The sequence below is a fragment of the Burkholderia cenocepacia genome (assembly GCF_900446215.1).
GTDB lineage: Bacteria > Pseudomonadota > Gammaproteobacteria > Burkholderiales > Burkholderiaceae > Burkholderia > Burkholderia cenocepacia.
In genome coordinates, this window is sequence record NZ_UAQZ01000001.1 from 586,035 (window position 1) to 606,231 (window position 20,197).

General features: G+C 66.6%; 15 protein-coding genes and 1 tRNA gene. 8 read left to right on the forward strand and 8 right to left on the reverse strand.

Annotation, left to right across the window (positions count from 1 at the left end):
- Positions 1 to 27: 27 nt before the first annotated feature.
- Positions 28 to 2,724: a pyruvate dehydrogenase (acetyl-transferring), homodimeric type gene (gene aceE, locus DTA15_RS02765; protein ID WP_006482558.1), complete on the reverse strand. Its 2,697-nt coding sequence runs from the start codon at positions 2,722 to 2,724 to the stop codon at positions 28 to 30.
- Between the two features lie 273 nt (positions 2,725 to 2,997).
- Between aceE and fixL the strand changes: the two genes are divergently transcribed.
- From fixL to DTA15_RS02785, 4 genes are all read left to right on the forward strand, one after another.
- Positions 2,998 to 5,514: an oxygen sensor histidine kinase FixL gene (fixL, locus tag DTA15_RS02770; protein ID WP_012492712.1), complete on the forward strand. Its 2,517-nt coding sequence runs from the start codon at positions 2,998 to 3,000 to the stop codon at positions 5,512 to 5,514.
- Positions 5,511 to 6,149 carry an oxygen response regulator transcription factor FixJ gene (fixJ, locus tag DTA15_RS02775; RefSeq protein WP_006482544.1) on the forward strand — a complete coding sequence of 213 codons (639 nt, stop codon included), beginning with the start codon at positions 5,511 to 5,513 and terminating at the stop codon, positions 6,147 to 6,149. Before fixL ends, fixJ begins: the two co-directional genes overlap by 4 nt.
- A 242-nt stretch (positions 6,150 to 6,391) precedes the next feature.
- A complete protein-coding gene (gene folD, locus DTA15_RS02780) occupies positions 6,392 to 7,252 on the forward strand; it encodes a bifunctional methylenetetrahydrofolate dehydrogenase/methenyltetrahydrofolate cyclohydrolase FolD (RefSeq protein ID WP_006482550.1) in 861 nt (286 codons plus the stop codon).
- Between the two features lie 244 nt (positions 7,253 to 7,496).
- Positions 7,497 to 9,584 (forward strand): M3 family metallopeptidase, encoded by a 2,088-nt coding sequence (locus DTA15_RS02785; protein ID WP_006482545.1) that lies wholly within the window; start codon positions 7,497 to 7,499, stop codon positions 9,582 to 9,584.
- Between the two features lie 59 nt (positions 9,585 to 9,643).
- Here the strand turns inward: DTA15_RS02785 and dinB are convergent, their stop codons facing one another.
- Positions 9,644 to 10,819: a DNA polymerase IV gene (gene dinB / locus DTA15_RS02790; RefSeq protein ID WP_006482551.1), complete on the reverse strand. Its 1,176-nt coding sequence runs from the start codon at positions 10,817 to 10,819 to the stop codon at positions 9,644 to 9,646.
- Between the two features lie 151 nt (positions 10,820 to 10,970).
- On the opposite strand from dinB, the gene DTA15_RS02795 reads away from it, so the two are divergent.
- Both DTA15_RS02795 and DTA15_RS02805 read left to right on the forward strand, forming a co-directional pair.
- Positions 10,971 to 11,663 (forward strand): aspartate/glutamate racemase family protein, encoded by a 693-nt coding sequence (locus tag DTA15_RS02795; protein ID WP_006482553.1) that lies wholly within the window; start codon positions 10,971 to 10,973, stop codon positions 11,661 to 11,663.
- Between the two features lie 297 nt (positions 11,664 to 11,960).
- The gene (locus tag DTA15_RS02805; protein WP_006482556.1) at positions 11,961 to 12,140 is read left to right on the forward strand and encodes a hypothetical protein; all 180 of its coding nucleotides are present in this window, start codon (positions 11,961 to 11,963) and stop codon (positions 12,138 to 12,140) included.
- Positions 12,141 to 12,171: 31 nt separating this feature from the next.
- On the opposite strand, the gene DTA15_RS02810 is transcribed toward DTA15_RS02805, so the two are convergent.
- The 3 genes from DTA15_RS02810 to tnpA are packed head-to-tail and all read right to left on the reverse strand — an operon-like array spanning position 12,172 to position 14,525.
- Positions 12,172 to 13,743, reverse strand: coding sequence for an IS66-like element ISBcen14 family transposase (locus DTA15_RS02810; protein ID WP_006482547.1), 1,572 nt, complete (start codon positions 13,741 to 13,743; stop codon positions 12,172 to 12,174).
- Between the two features lie 51 nt (positions 13,744 to 13,794).
- The gene (tnpB, locus tag DTA15_RS02815; protein ID WP_006481825.1) at positions 13,795 to 14,142 is read right to left on the reverse strand and encodes an IS66 family insertion sequence element accessory protein TnpB; all 348 of its coding nucleotides are present in this window, start codon (positions 14,140 to 14,142) and stop codon (positions 13,795 to 13,797) included.
- Positions 14,139 to 14,525 (reverse strand): IS66-like element accessory protein TnpA, encoded by a 387-nt coding sequence (gene tnpA / locus DTA15_RS02820; protein WP_006481758.1) that lies wholly within the window; start codon positions 14,523 to 14,525, stop codon positions 14,139 to 14,141. The genes tnpB and tnpA overlap by 4 nt, the downstream gene beginning before the upstream one ends.
- Before the next feature lie 58 nt (positions 14,526 to 14,583).
- On the opposite strand from tnpA, the gene DTA15_RS02830 reads away from it, so the two are divergent.
- Positions 14,584 to 15,288 (forward strand): DUF3472 domain-containing protein, encoded by a 705-nt coding sequence (locus tag DTA15_RS02830; protein ID WP_006482555.1) that lies wholly within the window; start codon positions 14,584 to 14,586, stop codon positions 15,286 to 15,288.
- A 97-nt stretch (positions 15,289 to 15,385) separates the two neighbouring features.
- Here DTA15_RS02830 and DTA15_RS02835 read toward each other — a convergent pair.
- Positions 15,386 to 15,462: transfer RNA gene (locus DTA15_RS02835), tRNA-Met, on the reverse strand.
- A 184-nt stretch (positions 15,463 to 15,646) separates the two neighbouring features.
- On the opposite strand from DTA15_RS02835, the gene xth reads away from it, so the two are divergent.
- Complete coding sequence (xth, locus tag DTA15_RS02840; RefSeq protein WP_006482552.1) at positions 15,647 to 16,423, forward strand: exodeoxyribonuclease III; 777 nt, start codon at positions 15,647 to 15,649, stop codon at positions 16,421 to 16,423.
- A gap of 19 nt (positions 16,424 to 16,442) precedes the next feature.
- On the opposite strand, the gene DTA15_RS02845 is transcribed toward xth, so the two are convergent.
- Together DTA15_RS02845 and ntrC are read right to left on the reverse strand one after the other, a co-directional pair.
- Entirely contained in the window at positions 16,443 to 18,551 is a 2,109-nt protein-coding gene (locus DTA15_RS02845; RefSeq protein WP_006482548.1) for a prolyl oligopeptidase family serine peptidase, read from the reverse strand.
- A gap of 88 nt (positions 18,552 to 18,639) precedes the next feature.
- Positions 18,640 to 20,166, reverse strand: a complete 1,527-nt coding sequence (ntrC, locus tag DTA15_RS02850; protein ID WP_012492714.1) for a nitrogen regulation protein NR(I) — start codon at positions 20,164 to 20,166, stop codon at positions 18,640 to 18,642.
- Positions 20,167 to 20,197 lie beyond the last annotated feature (31 nt).

The window sequence follows — 20,197 nt, forward strand, 5'->3', positions numbered from 1 at the left end:
GGCGCGCGGCATCACACGGCGTGTGCGTTAAACGGTCATCGGGTTGGGCTTGGACGGATCGAGGTTGTACTTGGCGATCGCGTCCGCGACCACCTTGCGCTCGATCGTGCCTTCGTCGGCCAGCGCGTTGAGCGCGGCGACGGTGACCCAGTGACGGTCGACCTCGAAGAAGTGACGCAGCTTCTCGCGGGTATCCGAACGGCCGAAGCCGTCGGTGCCCAGCACGACGAAGCGGCGATCGATCTGGCCACGGATCTGGTCGACCAGCGCACGGACGTAGTCGGTCGATGCGATGACCGGGCCCTGCGTGTCCTTCAGGCACTTCTGCACGTGCGACAGGCGACGCTCCTCGGTCGGATGGAGCAGGTTCCAGCGCTCGACCTCATGGCCTTCGCGCGCGAGTTCCGTGAAGCTCGGCACGCTCCACAGGTCGGCGGCGACGCCCCAGTCGTTCTTCAGCAGGTCGGCGGCGGCGATCACTTCGTTGAAGATCGTGCCCGCGCCGAGCAGCTGGACGCGCGGCGCCTTCTTGTCGGCGTCGGCCTTCTTGAACGCGTACATGCCCTTGATGATGTCGGCCGCCACGTGCTCGCCCTGCGGAATCGCCGGGTGCTCGTAGTTTTCGTTCATCACCGTGATGTAGTAGTACACGTCTTCCTGCTCCTGCACCATGCGGCGCAGGCCGTCCTGGATGATCACCGCGAGTTCGTAGCCGAACGTCGGGTCGTAGCTCACGCAGTTCGGCACCGAGGCCGCCCACAGCAGCGAGTGACCGTCTTCGTGCTGCAGGCCTTCGCCGTTCAGCGTCGTCCGGCCCGCCGTGCCGCCCAGCAGGAAGCCGCGCGAACGCATGTCGCCCGCGGCCCACGCGAGGTCGCCGATCCGCTGGAAGCCGAACATCGAGTAGAAGATGTAGAACGGCACCATGATCTCACCGTGCGTCGAATACGACGTCGCCGCCGCGATCCAGTCGCACATGCCGCCCGCTTCGTTGATGCCTTCCTGCAGGATCTGGCCGGTCTGCGATTCCTTGTAGAACATCAGCTGGTCGGAATCTTCCGGCACGTACTTCTGGCCTTCCTGGTTCCAAATACCGATCTGGCGGAACAGGCCTTCCATGCCGAACGTACGCGATTCGTCCGGGACGATCGGCACGACGCGCTTGCCGAGCGCCTTGTCCTTCAGCAGGATGTTCAGGATCCGCACGAACGCCATCGTCGTCGAGATCTCGCGGCCTTCGCCCGTGCCCTTCAAGAGCGGCTCGAACGCGTCGAGCGCCGGCACCGGCAGCGACGTCGCCTTCTCGCGGCGGTGCGGCAGGTAGCCGCCGAGGTCCATGCGCTTCTGGCGCATGTATTCGAGTTCCTTCGAACCTTCCTCGAACTTGAGGTACGGCACGTCGGCGATCTGCTCGTCGGTGATCGGCAGGCGGAACTGGTCACGGAACTTCTTCAGTTGCTCGACCGGCAGCTTCTTCTGCTGGTGCGTGATGTTCATCGCCTGGCCCGACTCGCCCATCCCGTAGCCCTTGATGGTCTTCGCGAGGATGACGGTCGGCGCGCCCTTCGTGTTCGTGGCTTCGTGGAACGCCGCGTAGATCTTGTGCGGATCGTGACCGCCGCGGTTCAGCGCCCAGATGTCGTCGTCCGACCAGTCGGCGACCAGCGCCTTCAGTTCAGGCGTGTTGAAGAAGTGCTCGCGCACGTACGCGCCCGACTCCGACTTGTACGTCTGGTATTCGCCGTCGACGCACTCCATCATGCGGCGCATCAGCGCGCCCGACTTGTCGCGCGCGAACAGCGCATCCCAGCGGCTGCCCCAGATGACCTTGATCACGTTCCAGCCGGCGCCGCGGAATTCCGATTCGAGTTCCTGGATGATCTTGCCGTTGCCGCGCACCGGGCCGTCGAGACGCTGCAGGTTGCAGTTGATCACGAACACGAGGTTGTCGAGCTTCTCGCGGCTCGCCATGCCGATCGCGCCGAGCGATTCCGGCTCGTCCGTCTCGCCGTCGCCGAGGAACGCCCACACCTTGCGGCCTTCCGTCTTCGCGATGCCGCGCGACTCCAGGTACTTCATGAAGCGCGCCTGGTAGATCGCCATGATCGGGCCGAGACCCATCGACACGGTCGGGAACTGCCAGAAATCCGGCATCAGCCACGGGTGCGGGTACGACGAGATGCCCTTGCCGTCGACTTCCTGGCGGAAGTTGTCGAGCTGCTCTTCCGACAGACGGCCGAGCAGGAACGCGCGCGAGTACACGCCCGGCGACGAGTGGCCCTGCACGAACACGAGATCGCCGCCGTGCTGGTCGGACGCTGCGTGCCAGAAGTGGTTGTAGCCGACGTCGTAGAGCGTCGCGGCCGACGCGAACGACGCGATGTGGCCGCCGACGTTCGTGTCCTTGCCTGCGCGCAGCACCATCGCCAGCGCGTTCCAGCGCGTGTACGAACGGATGCGGTGCTCGATGTCCTGGTCGCCCGGAATCTTCGCCTGGGCTTCGACCGGAATCGTGTTGATGTACGGGGTATTGGCGGAGAACGGCAGGTGTTCGCCGTGCATGCGGGCGAATTCGATCTGCTTTTCGATCAGGTAATGCGCACGGCCAGTGCCCACGGAGGAGATCACGCCATCGAGCGACTCCAGCCACTCGACGGTTTCTTGCGGGTCGTCGTCACGTTCGGCGGCGACATATTTCATCACTTCGTTCGGTACAGCGGACATTCTCGTCTCCTGGGTCCTGGAATGTGAGGATCGCTCTCGTGCAGACGACGCGACGCGGCCGGCTGCGGGCAAGCTCCAGCGGATTGTAATGAGCGTGGACGGGCCCGCGCAACAAAATTTTCGAATTGTGAGATCTTTTCTCGTAATACGGAATATTGCTGCGCTGCACCCATATTTCGGGGCTCTCCGGCACGTCGCGTCGGAACAAAACCGTTTCCGTTCAACATATCCGGTATAGGTTTTCCATGTATTGCGCTGCGCTACAATCCTGCCATGTTGACCGATCGGCTTTTCGCACGCTCGGCGCGACCGCCGGGCCCGCCGGCGGAGTCGCAGCCGTCCCGTTGGCACCACGGACCGTGGTGGTCCAATTCCTATTTGCTGACGCCGCTGCTGTCGATCCTGGTGTTCCTCGTGGTGATGAGCCTCATCCTGTGGAGCCTGAACCGGCGCGAACAGCAGCAGCAGGAAGACACCCTCTTTCGCAACGTCGCGTGGGCCCAGCAGCAGATCCGCCTGTCGATGACGGGCGCGCAGGAACAGTTGCAGGCGCTGTCGCGCGATCTCGCGTCCGGCCGTCTCGACCAGAATGCATTCCAGATGGCCGTCGCGGACGTGATGCAGACGCATCCGGAAATCCTTTACCTGAACTGGTATACGGCGCCCGGCGTGCAACGCTGGCCCACCGTGCATCCGCCGCTGCTCGGCCAGCGCCTCGCGAAGCCCGGCGACGCACAGATGCAGGACGCCGTGCGCGGCGCGTACGACGAGGCGCGCAGCACGCGCCGCCAGGCCTATTCGCCGCTGATCTACGACGACTTCGGTAACGGCTTCATCACGTTGCAGACGCCCGTGATGCGCGGCGACCGCGACTATCTCGGCTCGATCGCCGCGGTGTTCTCGGTCGAGGGCATCCTGAAGCATGACATCCCGCAGGAACTGTCGTCGAAATACAAGATCTCGATCACCGATTCGAACAACCGCGAACTGTCGTCCACGTCGACACGCCCGCGCCTGCCGCGCGACTCCCACTACGATCTGCCGCTCGACCCGCCCGGCCAGGGGCTGACGGTGCGCGTGTATGCGTTCCCGCAGCTCACCAACCTGACCAACAACACACTCGTGTGGCTCGTCGCCGGCCTGTCGTGCTTCGTGCTGTGGAGCCTCTGGAGCCTGTGGAAGCACACGCGCCAGCGCTTCGAGGCACAGCAGGCGCTGTACGCGGAAGCGTTCTTCCGCCGCGCGATGGAAAACTCGGTGCTGATCGGCATGCGCGTGCTCGACATGCACGGCCGCATCACGCACGTGAACCCTGCCTTCTGCCGGATGACGGGCTGGGACGAAACCGATCTCGTCGGCAAGGTCGCACCGTTCCCGTACTGGCCGCGCGACGCGTACCCGGAAATGCAGCGCCAGCTCGACATGACGCTGCGCGGCAAGGCGCCGAGCTCGGGCTTCGAGCTGCGCGTGCGGCGCAAGAACGGCACGCTGTTCCATGCGCGCCTGTACGTGTCGCCGCTGATCGACAGCTCGGGCCGCCAGACCGGCTGGATGTCGTCGATGACCGACATCACCGAGCCGAAGCGCGCACGCGAGGAACTCGCCGCCGCGCACGAACGCTTCACGACGGTGCTCGAAAGCCTCGACGCCGCGGTGTCGGTGCTCGCCGCCGACGAAGCCGAGCTGCTGTTCGCGAACCGCTACTACCGCCACCTGTTCGGCATTCGTCCGGACGGCCACCTGGAGCTGTCGGGCGGCGGCTTCGACCGCGCGCAGGCGTCGTCCGACTCGATCGACATGGTCGACGCGTTCGCGGGGCTGCCGGCCGCCGCGCTGACGAGCAGCACCGCCGATGCGCAGGAGGTGTACGTCGAGAGCATCCAGAAGTGGTTCGAGGTGCGCCGCCAGTACATCCAGTGGGTGGACGGCCACCTCGCGCAGATGCAGATCGCGACCGACATCACGACCCGCAAGAAAGCGCAGGAGCTCGCGCATCAGCAGGAAGAAAAGCTGCAGTTCACGAGCCGATTGATGACGATGGGCGAAATGGCGTCATCGATTGCTCACGAATTGAATCAGCCGCTCGCCGCGATCAACAACTACTGCTCGGGTACGCTCGCGCTCGTGAAGAGCGGCCGCGGCACGCCCGAGACGCTGCAGCCCGCGCTGGAAAAGACCGCGCAGCAGGCGCTGCGCGCGGGGATGATCGTCAAGCGGATCCGCGAATTCGTGAAGCGCAGCGAGCCGAAGCGCCAGCCGGCACGGGTCGCGGACATCGTCGCCGATGCGGTCGGGCTGGCCGAAATCGAGGCCAGAAAGCGCAGGATCCGGATCGTCACGGAAATCCTCGCAAGAATGCCTATTATTTATGTCGACCCCGTGCTGATCGAACAGGTGCTGATGAACCTGATGAAGAACGCAGCCGAGGCGATGGCCGACGTGAAGCCGGCGTCGGCGGACGGCGTGATCCGCGTCGTCGCCGATATCGATGCGGGCTTCGTCGACATCCGTGTGATCGACCAGGGCCCGGGCGTCGACGAAGCGACCGCCGAGCGCCTGTTCGAACCGTTTTACAGCACCAAGTCCGATGGCATGGGCATGGGGCTGAACATCTGCCGTTCGATCATCGAATCGCATCGGGGGCGTCTGTGGGTGGTCAACAACGTCGAGCCGGATGGCCGCATTTCCGGCGCGACGTTCCACTGCAGCCTGCCCATTGGGGAACCCGCTGATCTCGGCCAAGGGGGGCGCGAGGCATCGGCATCACATACCGTTACGGGAGAACTATGAATAGCCCTGTCACCACCACTCAGGAAACCGTCTTTGTCGTCGACGACGACGAGGCCGTACGGGACTCGCTGCGCTGGCTGCTGGAGGCGAACGGCTATCGCGTGCAATGCTTCTCGAGCGCCGAGCAGTTCCTCGATGCCTACCAGCCGGCGCAGCAGGCCGGCCAGATCGCGTGCCTGATCCTCGACGTGCGGATGTCGGGCATGAGCGGCCTCGAATTGCAGGAACGCCTGATCGCCGACAATGCCGCGCTGCCGATCATCTTCGTCACGGGTCACGGCGACGTGCCGATGGCCGTGTCGACGATGAAAAAGGGTGCGATGGACTTTATCGAGAAACCGTTCGACGAAGCCGAGCTGCGCAAGCTCGTCGAGCGGATGCTCGACAAGGCCCGAAGCGAAAGCAAGAGCGTCCAGGAACAGCGTGCCGCGAGCGAACGCCTGTCGAAGCTGACCGCGCGCGAGCAGCAGGTGCTGGAGCGGATCATCGCCGGCCGCCTGAACAAGCAGATCGCCGACGACCTCGGCATCAGCATCAAGACGGTCGAGGCGCACCGCGCGAACATCATGGAAAAGCTCAACGTCAACACGGTGGCCGACGTGCTGCGCCTCGCGCTGTCGAAAAAGCAGGCCTGAGCGGGTTCTCCGGCCGCGGCGGCACGGCCCGCCCGGCCCGCAACCGGTATTTGCCGCCCCGCGCGATGCGGCCCACTCGCGCGGCGGCGGCCGTTCCTCCCGGCGCGCACGCGCCGCGGCCATGACGCTTCCCGTTGATTCGCTGTCGGACGGCAGCAGGCGAACGGTATAATTACGTGCTTTGCTACGGCGCTTCGCGCGTCGTACGCCCGCATTCCAACTTCCCGGCAGGACCCACCACCATGACAGCCCTCCTCATCGACGGCAACGCCCTCTCGAAGACCCTGCGCGGTCAGGCCGCCGAGCGCGCCGCCGCACTGACCGCCCGCGGCCACCAGCCCGGTCTCGCGGTGATCCTCGTCGGCGAAAATCCGGCGAGCGAAGTCTACGTGCGCAACAAGATCAAGGCCTGCGAGGACAACGGTTTCTTCTCGCTGAAGGATGCGTACCCGGCCACGCTGTCGGAAGCCGACCTGCTCGCGCGCATCGACGAACTGAACCGCGACCCGAAGATCCACGGCATCCTCGTCCAGCTGCCGCTGCCCGCGCACATCGACAGCCACAAGGTGATCGAGGCGATCGCGCCGGAAAAGGACGTCGACGGCTTTCACGTCGCGAACGCCGGCGCGCTGATGACCGGCAAGCCGCTGTTCCGCCCGTGCACGCCGTACGGCGTGATGAAGATGTTCGAAGCGCACGGCATTGCGCTGCAGGGCGCGAACGCGGTCGTGATCGGCCGCTCGAACATCGTCGGCAAGCCGATGGCGATGATGCTGCTCGACGCCGGGGCGACCGTGACGATTTGCCACAGCAAGACGCGCGACCTCGCCGCGCATACGCGCGAGGCCGACATCGTGGTCGCCGCGGTCGGCAAGCGCAACATCCTGACCGCCGACATGGTGAAGCCGGGCGCGACGGTGATCGACGTCGGCATGAACCGTGACGACGCAGGCAAGCTGTGCGGCGACGTCGATTTCGCGGGCGTGAAGGAAGTCGCCGGCTACATCACGCCGGTGCCGGGCGGCGTCGGTCCGATGACCATCACGATGCTGCTGATCAACACGATCGAATCCGCCGAACGCGCCGCGGCCGCCGCGGCCTGACGCGCCACCCGCCCAGCCGGCGCGCGCTTCCGTGCGCCGGTGTCTCGCCAGCCGCAATCGCCCGGCTGCATCGCGCCAGCCGGCGCGCCTCGCTGCGCATCCGACCCTGCGTCAATCGCGTCATTAGAAACTAACGATTGGAAAGCGCACGATGCACCCCAATAATGTCGGTATCGGGCGCGTTCGCGCGCCGCCGCCGTTACCCTTTTCATCCCGGTTCATCCGGCAACAGACAGGGAGTCTTATGTCCGCCAGCGCCAACACCAATCCGCTCCTCGACTTCTCCGGCCTGCCCCGTTTCGGCGAGATCCGCCCGGAACACGTGACGCCCGCGCTCGATACGCTGCTCGATGCCGCCAGCCGCGCGGTCGAAGCCGCGAGCGCGAGCGACACGCCGTCGACGTGGGCCGCCGTCGTTGAGACGGTCGAGCGGGCCACGGAGCCGCTCGGCCGCGCATGGGGCATCGTCGGCCACCTGAATGCGGTCGCCGACACGCCCGAACTGCGGGCTGCGTACGGTGAAAACCTGCCGCGCGTGACCGAATTCTGGTCGAGCGTCGGCCAGAATCTCGCGCTGTACGAAAAGTACAAGGCGATCGCCGCGAGCGCCGAATACGCGACGCTGTCGGCCGAGCGCAAGAAGATCCTCGACAATGCGCTGCGCGACTTCCGCCTGTCGGGCGCCGAGCTGCCGGAGGACCAGAAGCCGCGCTTCGCGGAACTGCAGGAACAGCAGGCCGCGCTGTCGAAGGCGTTCTCCGATCACGTGCTCGACGCGACCAACGCGTACGCGTACTTCGCCCACGACGAAGCCGAGCTGGCCGGCCTGCCCGGCGACGCGATCGAGGCCGCCCGCGAAGCCGCGCAAAAGGACGGCAAGGAAGGCTGGAAATTCACGCTGCATTTCCCGTCGTACTTCCCGGTGCTGCAGTACGCGGACAACCGCGCGCTGCGCGAGACGCTCTACCGCGCCTATGCGACGCGCGCGTCGGAGCTCGGGCCGCAATACGGCGACGGCAAGGCCGAATGGGACAACACGGCGATCGTCGCCGACGAGCTGAAGCTGCGCCGTGAAGAAGCGCAGATGCTCGGCTACCGCAATTTCGCCGAAGTGTCGCTCGCGCCGAAGATGGCCGAATCGCCGCAGCAGGTGATCGCATTCCTCGAGGATCTCGCGACGCGCGCCCGCCCGCACGCGGACAAGGACTGGGACGAACTGCGCACGTTCGCCGCGAAGGAGCTCGGCCTCACCGAGCTCGCCCCGTGGGACGTCGCGTACGCGGCCGAAAAACTCCGCCAGCAGCGCTATGCGTTCTCGGAAAACGAGGTCAAGCAGTACTTCCCGGAACCGGCCGCGCTGAAGGGCCTGTTCACCGTCACCGAAACGCTGTTCGGCGTGCGGATCAAGCCGGACGACGCGCCGGTGTGGCACAAGGACGTGCGCTTCTTCCGCGTCGAGAACCGCGACGGCTCGCTCGTCGCGCAGTTCTACCTCGACCTGTACGCACGCGAAGGCAAGCGCGGCGGCGCGTGGATGGACGACGCGCGGTCGCGCGCGAAGCGCGGCGGCGACGTGCAGACGCCCGTTGCGTACCTGACCTGCAACTTCTCCGCGCCGGTCGGCGGCAAACCCGCGTGCTTCACGCACGATGAAGTCATCACGCTGTTCCATGAATTCGGCCACGGGCTGCACCACATGCTCACGCGCGTCGACGAGCTCGGCGTGTCGGGCATCAACGGCGTCGAATGGGATGCGGTCGAACTGCCGTCGCAGTTCATGGAAAACTTCTGCTGGGAATGGGACGTGCTGTCGTCGATGTCGTCGCACGTCGACACGGGTGCGTCGCTGCCGCGCGAACTATTCGACAAGATGATCGCCGCGAAGAACTTCCAGAGCGGGCTCGGCACGCTGCGCCAGATCGTGTTCTCGATGTTCGACATGCTGCTGCACGTCGACTTCGACCCGGCCGGCACCACCGGCGTGACCGCGTTCGCACGCGAGATCAACGAGCGCTATCACGTGATCCCGCAGGCGCCGTTCTCGCGCTGGCCGAACACGTTCAGCCACATCTTCGCGGGCGGCTATGCGGCCGGCTACTACAGCTACAAGTGGGCCGAAGTGCTGTCGGCCGATGCGTACGCGGCGTTCGAGGAAGCGGCCGCCGCCAGCGGCAGCGTGCTCGACGCGGCAACCGGCACGCGCTATCGCCGCGAAATCCTCGAGGTCGGCGGCAGCCGTCCGGCGATGGAATCGTTCAAGGCGTTCCGCGGCCGCGAGCCGCAGATCGACGCGCTGCTGCGCCACAACGGGATGGCCGCGTCCGCGCACTGAGCGCGCGTAGCCCGGCTCGTCCGGCCGCATCGACAGGCACCGCTTCGGCGGTGCCTTTTTCATGGCGCGGACGTGCCGTCGCCCACTTCGTCGTCGAACAGCAGGAATTGCCCGTGGCGCTCGGCCGTGTCCTCGTCGATGCGCACGCCGACGCCCAGCAGCCGAACCGGCTGCGCGCGCCGCAGCAACCCCTTCGCGAGCAGCGTGACGGCCGTCTCGGCGTTGGTCGCATCGGCCACGCACTCGACCGTCGTGCGCTGGAAATCGGCGAAGCGGATCTTCACGTACAGCTTGCGGATCGACCGCACGGCGCCCGCGCGCTCGATCCGCGCGTCGAGTTGCACGACGAGGCGGCGGATTTCGTCCGCGCATTGCTCGAGCGTCGTCAGGTCGGTCACGTAGGTCGTCTCGACGCTGACCGACTTGCGCTCCTGGTCGGCCTGCACCGGCCGCTCGTCGATCCCGCGCGACAGCTGGTACAACCGCCGCCCGAACGCGCCGAACTCGCGGTGCAGGTCGATCAGCGGCCAGTCGCGCAACTGCGCGCAGGTCTGGATGCCGAGCCGGTCGAGCCGCGTGGCCGTCACCTTGCCGACGCCGTGCAGCTTGCGCACCGGCAGCGCCGCGACGAACGCATCGATCTCGTGCGGCCGCACGACGAACAGCCCGTCGGGCTTGTTCCAGTCGGACGCGATCTTCGCGATGAACTTGTTCGGCGCAACGCCCGCCGACACGGTTACGCCGACCGTCTCGCGCACCCGCTCGCGGATCTCGCGCGCAATCAGCGTCGCACTGCCCTGACAACGTTCGGACCCGCTGACGTCGAGATAGGCTTCGTCGAGCGACAGCGGCTCGACGTCCGGCGTGTAGTCGCGATAGATCGCCATGATCTGCCGCGACGCCGCGCGATACTTGTCCATCGCGGACGGCAGGATCAGCAGGTCCGGACACTTGCGCATCGCCAGCGCCGACGACATCGCCGAATGCACGCCGTAGCGCCGCGCCTCGTAGTTGCAGGTCGCGATCACGCCGCGCTGGTCGGGACGGCCACCGACCGCGAGCGGCCGGTTGCGCAGCGACGGGTCGTCGCGCATCTCGACCGACGCGTAGAAGCAGTCGCAGTCGCAATGAATGATCTTGCGCATGCGCGGCGGCGCGTCGCCGGGCGGCGGCGCGTGCGGATCGGCAGGCGGAATGGTGGTCGGGCTCACGGTGCCGATACTGTACAAAAACACAGTGCCGGTTTCAACTGCCGCGTGCGGCCGGAGCCGGCCACGCGCAACCGGCTGCGCCGTACCGGCCCGGTTTGTGCGGATCGTACCGGCCGGGCACGGGCAGCGACACCTATACTCGTCTGCCGCGAGACACGAAACGCAAAGGTGACGGATGAAGACGATCGGACTGATCGGCGGCATGAGCTGGGAATCATCGGCCGAGTACTACCGGATGATCAACCGGCACTCGAAGGCATTGCACGGCGGGCATCACAACGCGAAGAGCGTGCTGGTCACGGTCGACTTCGCCGACATCGAAGCGCTGCAACGCACGCACGACTGGGCCGCGCTCGGCGAGCGGATGGCCGACGCCGCGCGGCAACTCGAAGCAGCGGGCGCCGACCTCGTCGTCCTGACGACCAATACGATGCATCGGGTGCACGACGCGATCGAGGCCGCGGTGACACTGCCGTTCCTGCACATCGCCGATCCGACCGGCAGCGCGCTGCGCGCCGCGGGCGTCGAGCGCGTCGCGCTGCTCGGCACGCGCTACACGATGGAGTTGCCGTTCTACGCGGCGCGGCTGCGCGAGAAGTTCGGGCTCGACGTGCTGGTGCCGGACGAACCCGGGCGCGACGACGTGCACCGGATCATCTACGACGAGCTGTGCCACGGCGTCATCTCGGCGCAATCGCGCGCGACGTACGTGTCGATCATCGACGCACTGGCCACGCGCGGCGCACAGGCGGTGATCCTCGGCTGCACGGAAATCACGCTGCTGATCGGTGCGGACGACTCGCCGCTGCCGGTATTCGATACGACCGCGCTGCATGCGAAAGCGGCCGTCGAGTGGGCGGCGCGCTGAACGACACACGCCGTCGCGTACCGACACGCGTCGCCGAATGGCGTCGCCGCATTGTTTCGTGCGCCGGGATTCACTCTCCCGACGTACGCGTCGCGGCTCGCCCGACGCCCCGCTCTCGCCCGTCACACGGGGCCCGGCACGAACGACCCGCGCATCACGCGCCCGGTTCACACGGACGCGTCGACACGACGGCTTGTCCCTTGGTAATAAAGTGACTGCAAATTGGTACGCGAGCAGCGCCACCGCAATCGACGCTGCTCGTCGCGGTCTCTTTTTCCACCAACGGGAAACAGGAACATGAAAAGACTCAGCACCGTATTCGGCGCGCTGCTTGCCGTGTCGGCCACGCTCAACGCGCATGCCGACCCGAATATCGCCGCATCGGCCGCCACGACGCCCAGCGACGGCTTCGATCGCATGACGTGGGACATCACGCCTGAAGTCGTGCCGACCGTAAGCGCCCGAGCAGTACCGTAGTGCAGGTTGTTGACCGCGGAGCTCCGCGACGCTATCGGATGGGCTCGACGCGAGCAGTAGGCGGCAGCGATGGTGCGACGTTCCACGGGAGCAGTTCGTCGACCCGGTTGGCCGGATGGTCGGCGATGCGCTCGAGCACGTAGGCGAGATACGCCTCGGGATCGAGGCCGTTCAGACGTGCCGTGCCGATCAGGCTGTACATCGCGGCGGCACGTTCGCCGCCAGAGTCGGCGCCGGCGAACAGATAGTTCCGCCGTCCGAGAGCGACGCCTCGCAATGCTCGCTCGGCGATCAGGTTGTCGATCTCCGTACACCCATCGCTGCAGTAGTAGACGAGCGCCGGCCAGCGATTCAGCGCGTACCGAATCGCCTTGGTCGTGTCAGATTTTGCAGAGAGCGTGGCAAGCGTCGCTTCGAACCAGCGCTTCATGTCGTCGAGTAGCGGCACCGCCCGCGCTTGGCGCACACTGCGCCGTTCGTCGGGCGGCTTGCCGCGGATCTGCTCTTCGATCTTGTAGAGCGCACCGATCCGCCGCAGCGCCTCCTCCGTCACGGCGTTGGGGCGCACCGCATGCAGGTCGTGGATCTTCCGGCGCGCGTGAGCCATACATGCGGCTTCCTGGACGCGGCCGTCGAGATACAGCTCGGCATAGCCAGCGAACGCGTCAGCCTGCAGCACGCCGGCGAAGTCAGCGAGATGTCGCTGCGGATGCTCACCACGGCGATCAGGCGTGTAGGCGAACCAGGCCGCCGGCGGTTCGTCGGAGCCACTCTGCCGATCATCGCGCACGTAGACCCAGAGGCGTCCTGTCTTCGTACGACCGTTGCCCGGCACCAGCACCGGTAGCGGAGTGTCGTCCGCATGCACCTTACCGCAGGCCAACGTGTAGCGGCGCACGGCGTCGACCAACGGTGCGAGCAGCGCCGTGATGCTACCCATCCAGTAGCCCATCGCGCCGGGATCGATCTCGACGCCGTCACGCGCGTACATCACCGCCTGGCGGTGCAGCGGGAGGTGGTATGCGAACTTCGACACGGCGATGTGGGCGAGCAGCGCCGGACCCGGGATGCCCCGATCGATTGGGCGGCTCGGCGCCGCGGCCTGCACGATGCGGTCACAGCGCGCGCAGGCCAGCTTCGGGCGGCGATGACGGATCACACGGAAGTGCGCACGCACGTATTCGAGTTGCTCCGCGATGTCTTCGCCCAACGGCTTGAGCTGCCCACCGCAATCGGGGCAGTCATCATCGGCGGGCAGATGGACGCGCTCTTCGCGTTCAAGATGTCCGGGTAGCGGCTTGCGGCTCGCACCTTCGCGGCGCGGCCGCTTTGCCTCGGGAGCGGCAGACGCATCGGCGGCGCCTTCGTCAGCCTGCAGATCCTCCAGCCGCAATTCGAGCTGTTCGATCTGGAGATCTAGTTTCTCCGATTTCCGGCCGAACTGCATTCGGCGCAGTTTCGCGATCGTGAGCTTCAGATGCTCGATTTCGAGAGCCCGCGACGAGAGCTGCTTTCGCAGCTCAGCTACCTGAGCATCACGCTCAAGCAGCAACGCTCTCAGAGCGTTGATGTCGTCGGGCAGCGCGGTCGAGGTTGATTCCATGAGGACAGTTTACGACTGCCCGCGATCACGCGAACGCCAGTTAACAATGGTTTACAGCGCGCTACGTGGACGCACGGCTTCGACCGGCTGTCGCCAATCGAAGCCCTCGAGCAACAACGACAGCTGCGCGGTTGTCAGCGCGACCACACCAGAGTCGGCACGGGGCCAAGCAAAGCGTCCTTTTTCGAGCCGCTTCGCCAATAAACATAGCCCGCCGTCGCTCCAATACAAGCACTTCAGCAGGTCACCGCGCTTGCCCCGGAACACGAACACGTGTCCAGAGAACGGATCTTTCTCCAGCACCGTCTGTACCTTCGCGGCCAACGAATTGAAGCCGCATCGCATATCGGTGACGCCCGCCGCGATCCAGATCCGCGTGTTTTGAGGCAGACCGATCATCGTAGAATGCGATCGAGAACAGAACGCAGCACGTCGGGGTCCGGCGCGCCTTCGATGCGAATCGACGTCTTGCCATGCTGAATCTGGATCGAGCCGGACGGTATGTTGTCGGTCTCAGTCGGCACCTCGAGCGCCATCGACGGCTGAGACGGTTCGTTGACGACAACCGGCAGCATTGCGTCTGGAATCGCATCGTCCGTTAGCAGGCCTTGCGCATGGAGGCGGCGCCATGCCCACACCTGATTGGCATTGATGCCGTTCTCGCGAGCAACACGGGCGACCGACGCGCCGGGCTCGAATGTCAGCGCGACGATGGTCCGCTTCCATTCCGTCGGATGTCGGCGAGTTTGCCGTTTCGGCGGGATCTCGACTGTCTGAGTCACTCTGTCCACAACTCCTATCGTGGACACGACCGGTCATTCGTGTCCTTCACAGGACATCATGGCACTCGTCACCGAGCGTTCACAGACGGTACTGGTCTCGTGCTTACTGCCGACCGAGGTCAACGCCAGCTACTACTGGGCCAACCAGTTGTCGTCGCAACATGGCGGGCACGCGATGTACACCGGCATCCAGCCGCGCACCCGCGGCACCAACGTGGTGATCTTCAGCGCGTTCGGCACCGGCACGGCGCCGCTGTCGGCGAATTGCCGCGGCGGCGCCGACGGCGGTTCCGGCACGTCGTGCTCGATCGCCTACCCGTGGAAAACCGGCCATGCCTATCGGCTGCAGGTCACCGTGACGCAGGCCAATCGCAGCGACGGGCGCTCGACCGTCGACGGCTTCATCACGGACGTCGCCACCGGCGCCACGACGCCGACCGGCAGCATCGCGGTGCCGGCGGACTGGGGCGGCCTGTCGAGTTCGGCTTATCTGTTCGACGAATACTTTCCGTTCAATGCTGCGTCGAAGGACCCGATGCAGCGGCCATGCGTGCCGTACGCGCGCTACATGACGTCACTGCCGCATTTCTACCTGAAGGATGTGGACTACCCGACGACCGAGCGGTCGATCCGGCTGAATACGGGGAAGGACAAGTGCGCGGTGCTGTCGGGCACACCGAACGCGCGGGCCACGCTGGTCAACACGACGACCTATCAGCTCGAGAACGGCTTCCTGCCCGGGAGCCCGGGCGCGCCGAAATAACAGGCGGACGCGGAAAACAAAAAACCCGGCACAGAGCCGGGTTTTTCGTGGACGAAGTGCGCATCGGTCAATTGCGCCGCACATCGTCTGGTGTGCTTGGTTGCGGGGACAGGATTTGAACCTGTGACCTTCGGGTTATGAGCCCGACGAGCTGCCAGACTGCTCCACCCCGCGTCAGAGAAATAAATTATAGGGTGAGGAAGTACTCACGTCAATACTTTTGTCACAATTTCCGGTTCTGCTGCCCGAGCGGCGATGCGTGACACATGCGCGAGCCTGCATGACCTTGTGCGTTCGCACCCCATGCTCGCGGTAAGATGGCGGCCTTCGCATTCACGCCGCACGCACCCTCCCGTTCATGAAAATCGCCACCTGGAACGTCAACTCGCTCAACGTCCGCAAACAGCACGTGCTCGACTGGCTCGCGCAAAGCGGCACCGACGTACTGTGCCTGCAGGAGCTGAAGCTGCCGGACGAGAAATTCCCGCGCGCCGATCTCGAGGCGGCCGGCTACCGCAGCTGGTTCACGGGCCAGAAGACCTACAACGGTGTCGCGATCCTCGCGCGCGACACGCTCGTCGTCGACGAATCGGACGTCGTGCGCAACATCCCCGGCTTCGACGATCCGCAGCAGCGCGTGATCGCCGCGACGGTCGACGGCGTGCGCATCGTGTCCGCCTACTTCCCGAACGGCCAGGCGCTCGACTCCGACAAGTTCGTCTACAAGATGCAGTGGCTCGACGCGCTGCAGGCGTGGCTGCGCACCGAGCTGCAACGCTACCCGAAGCTCGCGCTGCTCGGCGACTACAACATCGCGCCGGAAGACCGCGACGTGCACGATCCGGCGAAATGGGAAGGCCAGAACCTCGTGTCGCCGCAGGAGCGTGCGCACTTCGCGCAGCTGATCGAACTCGGCTTCGTCGATGCGTTCCGCCGCTTCGAGCAGCCCGAGAAAACCTTCACGTGGTGGGACTACCGGATGATGGCATTCCGCCGCAACGCGGGGCTGCGCATCGACCACATCCTGCTGTCGCCGGAACTCGCGGCGACCTGCGCGTCGTGCGAAGTCGATCGCACGCCGCGCACGTGGGAGCAGCCGTCCGACCACACGCCCGTCGTCGCGATCGTCGGCTGATCTTCGGGCCCGCGCGCGATCAGCGCCGCGCGGGCGCCGGCCCGAGATGGGCCCACAGGAAGCCGAATTCGGCCGCATCGGCTTCCGCGCGTTCGAGATCGTCCGCGCTGCCGTGGCCGCCGTCGGTGTTCTCCCAGTACCACACCCGTTCGTGACCGAGCGCCTGCATGCGCGCCGCCATCTTGCGCGCATGCGCGGGATGCACGCGGTCGTCGCGGGTCGACGTCGTCAGCAACAACGGCGGATACACGACCCCTTCGCGCACCCGGTGATACGGCGAATACGCGGCCAGCGCCGCGCCTTCGCGCGGATCGTCCGGGTCGCCGTATTCGTCGAGCCATGCGGCGCCCGCGTGCAGCTTCGGATAGCGCTGCATGTCCAGCAGCGGCACGCGGCACAGCACCGCGCCGAACAGCTCCGGCCGCTGCATCATGCACGCGGCGACCAGCAGCCCGCCGTTGCTGCCGCCCTCGATCCCGAGCTGGGCGGCACTCGTCACGCCGGTCGCGGCCAGATCCTCGGCGACCGCGATGAAATCGTCGAACGAACGCTGACGATGTTCACGCTGCGCGTCGGTGTGCCAGCGCGGCCCGAATTCGCCGCCGCCGCGGATGTGCGCGAACGCCATCACGCCGCCGCGTTCGAGCCATCCGATGCCGAACGCATCGCTGTAGCCCGGCAGGTTCGGGATCGCAAAACCGCCATAGCCCGACAGCAGGCATGGCCGGGCGACGCGCGCCCCGCCCGGCGGTGCGTCGAGCGCATCGCGCGGCCCGATCAGCGTGTACGGCACCACCGTGCCGTCCCGCGAACGCGCGCTCGCGCGGCGGACGACCAGCCCGGCCGCGTCGAACTGCACCGGCGGCCGGTCGAGCAGCACGCGGCGCGACGGCGCATCGTCCGCGCGATCGGCCAGATCGGCCAGCCAGCATTCGGGCGGATCGAGGTAGGTGTCGACGTCGACGTACACCTCGTCGTTCAGCGTCGACTCGACGGGCTCGACGTCGATCTGCGCATCGCCCGGCCAGTCGAACGGCCGCGCATCCCACGTCCACGACCCGTCGTCGGCCTGCCGCGGCTGCCACAGCATCGTACGGTTGTGCACGTCGTCGAGCCAGCTCGCGATCAGCGTCGTGCGCGTGTGCGTCCACGTACAGGCGGACGTGGTCGGCCGCGGTGCGAACAGCGTCGTGAATTCGCGCGCGCCGGCGAGGAACGCCTGCTCGCGAATCGCCAGCAGCGAGCCGCCCGCGTGGCGCACACCGTCGCAATCCCAGTCGAGGCGCGGCTCCAGCACGAGCCAGCCTTCCCAGAACCCGACCTCGACATGCGTCGGCACGTCGTAGCGCGCCCATTCGCCCGCGTCGGTCAGCCGGTACGCGTGCGCGTCGAAGAAATCGACGCTGCGCCACGCAACGTGGCGGCGGTCGATCGGGTCGTACCATGCACCCGCGCTGATGTCGTCCGGCTCGCCGCTGAACACGACGGGCGCGTCGGCGAGCGCCGTGCCGCGCACCCAGCGCCGCGCTTCATACGGATAACCGGCCGCGGTCGCATGCGCTTCGCCGCGATCCCAGCTCACGTACACGGTGTCGCGGTCGATCCAGCCGACCGTATGATGGCCCGGCGCGTCGATCGTGAAGCCGCCGTCCACGAACCGGCGCTCGACGAGATCGAATTCGCGCACGACGACCGCATCGGCGCCGCCCGGCGACAGCGACAGCAGCACGCGATCGCCGTCCGGATACAGGATCGCCTCCTGCTCGAACACCCACGACTCGCCCTCTTCGGCGCCGAGCGCGTCGACGTCGAGCAGCGTCTCCCACGCAGGTTGGCCGGCACGCCAGTCGGCCCAGCGCGTGCGGCGCCACAGTCCCTTCGGATGAAGATCGTCCTGCCACAGGTCGTACGCCCAGTCGCGCCAGCGGGTCGGAATCACCGGGCGTTCACGCGGCAGATACGCTTTCGCGAGACGCGCGGTCAGCGCGCGATAGGCATCGTCGTCGCGCAGCGCGGCGCGCGTACGCGCATTCTGCTCGTCGACCCACGTGCGGGCGCGCTTGCTGTCGAGCGCTTCGAGGAAACGGAACGGGTCGGCCCCGGCGGGCCAGCGGAAGGATTCGGACATGGAGGATCGGCGGAATGGCAAGCTGCATGCAAACCGCGATTATGTCCGATCGCGGCAGGCGCGGGCCCGCGCCTGCCGCGAATCGTGCTCAGGGCTCCAGATGGAGCTCCTGGATCTTGCGCGTGATCGTGTTGCGGCCGATGCCGAGCCGCTCCGCGGCCTCGACCTTGCGGCCGCGCGTGAAGTCGAGCGCCTCGCGAATCACGGCCGCCTCGAAGCGGCGCGCGAGTTCGTCCATCACGTCGGCCGAGTTCTCGCGCAACAGCCGCGCGACTTCGGTGCGCAGCCCGTGCTCCCACAACGGGTAGCCGGCCGGCACGCTGCCGTTCGGCGCGCTCGCGGCGGGCGCGGCGGCCAGCGGCGTCGCGCCGATCGCGGCAGGCACCGCTGCAACATGGCCGCCGCTGCCGTGCGCGTCCGCACCGTCGCCCGTCGCGACGACGGGCGCCACGGGCGCGCCGGCCGGCACGAGGTCGGGCGGCAGATCCTTGATCTCGACCGTCTGCGCGGGCGCCATCACGGTCAGCCAGTTCGCGAGGTTCTCGAGCTGCCGCACGTTGCCGGGAAACGGCAGCGACGTCAGGTACGCGAGCGCGTCGTCGGACACGCGCTTCGGCTCGACGCCGAGATCGCGCGCGCTCTTCTGCAGGAAGTGGCGCGTGAGCAGCGCGATGTCCTCGCTGCGTTCGCGCAGCGGCGGCAAGCGCAGCCGGATCACGTTGAGCCGGTGGTAAAGGTCCTCGCGGAACAACCCCTGCCGCACGCGCGACTCGAGATTCTGGTGTGTCGCGGCGATCACGCGCACGTTCGCGCGCAGCGGGTTGTGCCCGCCGACGCGATAGAACTGCCCGTCCGACAGCACACGCAACAGGCGCGTCTGCAGGTCGAACGGCATGTCGCCGATTTCGTCGAGGAACAGCGTGCCGTTCTCGGCCTGCTCGAAGCGGCCCTGCCGCGTCGTCTGCGCGCCGGTGAACGCGCCGCGCTCATGGCCGAACAGCTCGGATTCGAGCAGGTCCTTCGGAATCGCCGCCGTGTTCAGCGCGATGAACGGGCCGTTCGCGCGCGGGCTGTGACGGTGCAGCGCCCGGGCGACCAGCTCCTTGCCGGTGCCCGATTCGCCGGTGATCAGCACGGTCGCGGCCGAATGCGACAGGCGGCCGATCGCGCGGAACATGTCCTGCATCGCGGGCGCCTGGCCGAGCATCTCGGGCGCCTCGGCCACGCGCTCGTCCTGCGGCGCGCCGCCGCGCAGGCTTTCTTCCACCGCGCGGCGAATCAGCTCGACCGCCTTGTCGACGTCGAACGGCTTCGCGAGGTATTCGAACGCGCCGCCCTGGAACGCCGCGACGGCGCTGTCGAGATCGGAGAACGCCGTCATGATGATGACGGGCAGGCCCGGCAGCCGCTCGTGCATCGCCTGCAGCAACTCGAGGCCCGAGCCGCCCGGCATCCGGATGTCGGACACGAGCACTTGCGGCGTCTCGTGGTCGAGCGCGGCCAGCGCATCGCGCACGTTCGCGAAGCTCTTCGTCGCGAAGCTGTCCCGGGCGAGTGCCTTTTCAAGCACCCAGCGGATCGATTGGTCGTCGTCTACTATCCAGATCGGCTTCATAGGTCGGTCAGATATGGGTGAATCGCAATGT